Source organism: Slackia sp., from assembly GCF_977041755.1.
This window is the reverse complement of the sequence record NZ_CDRRGL010000134.1, coordinates 1-4559: the sequence shown is the minus strand read 5'-3', so window position 1 is coordinate 4559 and position 4559 is coordinate 1. Positions and strand designations below refer to the sequence as shown.

At 55.9% G+C, this 4559-nt stretch carries 4 protein-coding genes; 2 read left to right on the top strand and 2 right to left on the bottom strand.

Going from position 1 to position 4559, the window contains the following annotated elements:
- Positions 1-878, top strand: an 878-nt coding sequence (locus tag ACWI8T_RS08275) for a TIGR03915 family putative DNA repair protein (RefSeq protein WP_449138597.1), incomplete at its 5' end; no start/stop codon positions are given.
- Positions 879-886: 8 nt separating this feature from the next.
- On the opposite strand, the gene ACWI8T_RS08270 is transcribed toward ACWI8T_RS08275, so the two are convergent.
- Positions 887-2194: a glycosyltransferase family 2 protein gene (locus ACWI8T_RS08270; RefSeq protein WP_449138596.1), complete on the bottom strand. Its 1308-nt coding sequence runs from the start codon at positions 2192-2194 to the stop codon at positions 887-889.
- Positions 2195-2383: 189 nt separating this feature from the next.
- Positions 2384-2539, bottom strand: a complete 156-nt coding sequence (locus ACWI8T_RS08265; protein WP_220269960.1) for a ComF family protein — start codon at positions 2537-2539, stop codon at positions 2384-2386.
- Positions 2540-3628: 1089 nt separating this feature from the next.
- Between ACWI8T_RS08265 and ACWI8T_RS08260 the strand changes: the two genes are divergently transcribed.
- A partial coding sequence (locus tag ACWI8T_RS08260) for a substrate-binding periplasmic protein (protein WP_449138595.1) occupies positions 3629-4559 on the top strand: 931 nt, incomplete at its 3' end.

The window sequence follows — 4559 nt, the reverse complement described above, 5'->3', positions numbered from 1 at the left end:
TCAAGAAAGAAGGATTGCCGCCGATGGACGACCTTGAGCTTGCCTACGTGCATGATGGTTCGCTTGAAGGGCTGCTCACGGCGGTCTTTCTCGCCTTTGAACGGAAGGAATACCCTTCTGACGTATCGGCTTCGTGCCGCTTTATGCCCAGGCTCGGGCAGCGAATCGTTGAGGTCGAGACGAATATGGAACGGGCGTGGCGTGTGCGTGCGGGAATTATTCGCGTATGCGACATGGAGACATATCAATGCGTGGTTGCGGCCTCGCTTTCCGATGAACCCGATGCGGGCTCATCGATTCTTTCCTTCGTTCGATACGCCATGAAGCGCGGCCCTCGCGCACGATTCGACAAAGCTGCGCCCGATGTTGAGCGTTTCGCGGAAATTGTTCGATCGGTCAGAAATGAGCGTCATTACTGGGTGCAATTCATGCGTTTCTCGAAAACGCGCGATGGCGTGTATGTGGCGGTATGCAATCCCAAGGCGAGCGTCGTGACGCTGCTTATGGGGTGGTTCTCGGCTCGGTTCAACACGCAGCCGTTCATCGTGTTCGATGAAGTTCACCATGTTGCCGGCGTTTCTCATAACGGAGAATGGCAGCTCGTTCGCTCTCCCGATTTCGTTGTGCCGCCCGCTGCTGTCGATGATGCCTTCTATGAGCAGGCTTGGAAAACGTTCTACGACAGCGTTGCAATCGATGCGCGCTACAACCCCGAGCTGCGTCGCAGCTTTATGCCGAAGCGCCTCTGGAAGAACATCGTCGAATTGAGCGATGTGTCACTTGGGGGTCCGGGAATAAAAGAAGAGCGCCATCCGCTGCCTAAGCAGCGAAACGGCGCTCTGAAAGGAAGTGCGGCCGGTGGCCTTCTGGACCAATAGGCGCGTTTCTATTTCATGCCGGTTTGGCTCATTTCCTCAACGTCAACCGAAATAGTGTGGGCGATGGGCTTCCAGCTGGCTTTTTTCACCAACGCGACCAACGCGATGGGGATGTAGGTGAGCTGGAAAATGGGGAAGGTGAACAGGTAACCGATCTTCTTCGCCGTGGTGGAATGGATGTTGTCCCATTCGGTAAAGGTAGTAAGCACGCCGAAGATGAACATGAACAGCATGAAGTTAAACAGGCAGAAGAACATCGACGATAAAGCCGAAGTGATCATGGTGCCTGCCGATATTACGCCGAATATCGCGAGCAACGCGATGGTGCCGTTGAAGCCGATGGAAATAATCGTGAGCAGCATGGCGGGCGCGATGGTCATGAGCATATCGTAGCACGCAAAGCGCTTGCCCTTCGGGTTGGTGAAAATACCTTTGAACAGCTTGCCGGCATAGTGCCAAAACACCTGATAGAAGCCTTTTGCCCAACGGAAGCGCTGGTTCCAGGAGTCGATGAAAGTAATGGGTTGTTCGTCATAGAGCATGGCGGTGGGGCAATAGGCGATACGACGGCCTTCAATAATGGAGCTTGCGGAAAACTCGATATCTTCCGTGAGCAGGTGCCATTTCCAGCCGCCGCTTTCTTTGAGTACATGGGCGGCAATGAAGAAGCCCGTTCCCGAAATAGCGCAGCTCGTGTTGAGCGTGAGGCGCGCCTGGCTCAGGTATTTCGCCTCGCGCAAGAACCAAATGGCATAGCCGGCGGAAATCCAGTTGCTTCCGTAGTTCTTAGAGTTGCGATAGCTCGTGGAAGCCTCGGCGCCGCCGTCAAAGACTTTATTCATTTCGCGGAAGTAATTCGCGTCGAGCACGTTGTCGGCGTCGAATACGAAATACGCTTCGAAGCTCTCGGCATCGTTGCGTTTTTGGATTTCATGCCAGCCGTAGTTCAGCGCGTAGCCCTTGCCGACTTCCTTGTCGTTAAAGCGCTCGTACACTTCGGTTGCGCCGGCATTGCGCGCGATTTCTGCGGTATTGTCGGTGCAGTTGTCGGCAATCACGAAAATGCTGATGAGCTCTTGCGGGTAGTTTTGCACGCGAATGCTGTGAATGAGGTCGCCGATAACTTGGCTCTCGTTGCGCGCAGAAATCATCACGGCATATTTGTGATTGGCCTTGGCTTCCTGCAAAGGCGGTTTGCGCGTGAGCACGACGAATACGTAGTAGAACTGGTAGATGTAGCAGATGCTGAAAACCAGCAGAACGGACCAGTTGAAGACGTCAACGAACGTCATATGCGAAAGCATTTGCTCGAACACGGTCTTCTCGCTCCTATCGATTGGCGGCTTGAAATGCGCGTTGGCACTTCCGTAAACTTTCAAAATTATAGGGTTAGAGCGGCGTGGGGCCTATATGCCTTTCCGTGCACGAACATAAAATGCGCAACCATTGCAGAATTGGGCGACCTCTGGCTGTTCAAGGGGTTGCGCCGTTCTTCGATGGAGCGCTTACGCTCGCGCGACGGTGGCGCAACGCACCTGCGCGCCGGCACGTTCGAGCGCGATGCTCGCCTGATCCATCGTTGCGCCTGTGGTGAACACATCGTCGATCAGAATAAGGCGCCGGCCTGGAAGAGGCTCGCATGCAGTAAAGCGTCCCTGCATATTCTGCTTGCGTTCCGCTCTGTCCAATATGCGCTGATCGCGCGCGGTGGGAGGGTTGAGCGCTCGTATGCATGGGAGCCCGCATTGGCCCGCAAGGCTTCGGGCCAAAAGCTCCATGTGATCGAAGCCTCGTCTTCGTCGAGCGGCCTTGGTTGCGCTCACGTAGGTCACGCCATTCGCCCACCTCAGCCATGATGGTGGGAGCGCGTTCGCAAGAATCGCCGCCAAGGTTTCGGAAAGACGCTGCTCTCCTTTGTCTTTATACGTTTTGATTAAAACGCCGGTGTCCGCTGTGTACCGAAGCGCGCTTATGCAAAGGCGCGTGTGCTCTTCTTTGTTTACGAGGGGAATGCAATGGTCGCACTGCAAAAAGCCGAAGGCAGCTCCGCACCGTGGGCATGCGCGCCAAAAATCGAGATAATCGAGCCGAGCGGCGCAACGTGTGCACAAAACGGCGCCCGGAGCATCGCAAAGGGCGCAACGCGTGGGCCAGAGCGTTTCGCATATCGCGTCGGCGATAAGTCCCATGGCCCCTTCTTTCCGATTCGCGTGCCCCTGGGCGATATGCTAGATCGCAAACCTTGTCGATACCTTGCCCGTTTTGTGGCGTTCGCCCGACATTTCCCTTCCTTTTTCCTTGGCATTTCCGTTGTTTTGCATGCTTTCCGCGAGCGCAATGCGCGAAGAATTCCTCAATTATTCGCGGGTTATTCCTTCGCAATCAATCTTTCAGCATTGCGTTAACACTGCATAGAGGACGGCCGCTCGTTCATGCAGGGGCATTAAATCTGCTAAACTGACCCGAGACTTCTTTCGGGTCTGTAGTTGCGGGGGCCAAAAGGCTCCTTAGTCCATGGCAGATGCGGTCAAAAGGATCCACGTAAGTACGCGCCGCCCTAATATAGGCGCGTGCGAGCATGGCGTATCCTAGAAGTAAGTCGCACCTCCCGGCCGATTTTTGCGGCAACGCCGCACTGGGGGAGAGGGCAGAGCGAAATCATTCGCAAAACCCCAGTGCGCGAGTGTGGGGGCAAAGACTAGGTCAGCCGAAAGAGGAATCTGGATAGATATGGAAAGAGGATTCATACGATGAAACATCGCGTGTCGCTCGTTGTCGCGTTTGCATGCGCGTTTTGCTTTGCGCTCGGTTTGGCTGGCTGCAGCCAGGCTGGTTCCTATGAGGGAAAAACCCTTACTCCCACGATTAGCTCCCCCGCCATTGGGCAGAATGGCACGTTGCGCGTGGGCATTGACGCCGATGGTGGCGCGCCGTTTGTCACGTCTTCTTCGAGTGCCAGCTATGCGGGCATCGACGTCGATATGGCGGCAGCGCTCGCCGATCAGCTGGGCTTGAAGCTCGAACTTGTCGACGTTGCGGGCAATGCCTCTTCAGCCCTTGCCGATGGCGATGTCGACATCGTTATGAGCCAGACGTCCACCGAGAAAAGCTCGACCATGTGGGTTTCCGACCCCTACATTGAAACGGGCGTTGCCCTGTTCGCCTCGAATGGGTCTACAACCGTTCCTGAAAGCGTTCAGGCGTCGAGCATCGCAGCGCAATCTTCTTCCACGAGCGCCTGGGCTGTTCAAAACGCTTTCGGCGATGACGCGCTGAACCCCGCTTCCGATTTGGTCTCGGCGTTCTCGCTTGTCGAAACCGGCAAATCGCAGTACGTCGCAGCCGATGCGGTTATTGGCTCGTATGCGGCGCTTGTCCAAAGCGTCGACGTGCAGCCCATCGCTCTGCTTGGTTCCAAGGGCGGCTATTGCATCGGCGTCGATTCGAGCAATCAGGAATTGCAGAAGGCTATTTCCGCGGCGCTGACTGCGGTGCGCGGCAACGGCGTCTTCGATGCGGTGTGCACGAAGTGGCTCGGCTCCCCCATGAATCTTGATGTGCTTTCCACGATTGAGGTGTCTTCGAGCAAATCGGTTTCCGCTGGAGACGATTCCGATGAGAAATCCGCGGAAGGCGGCTCGGCCGAAACCGCTTCGAGCTCCACGGCGGGGGCGAATGCCA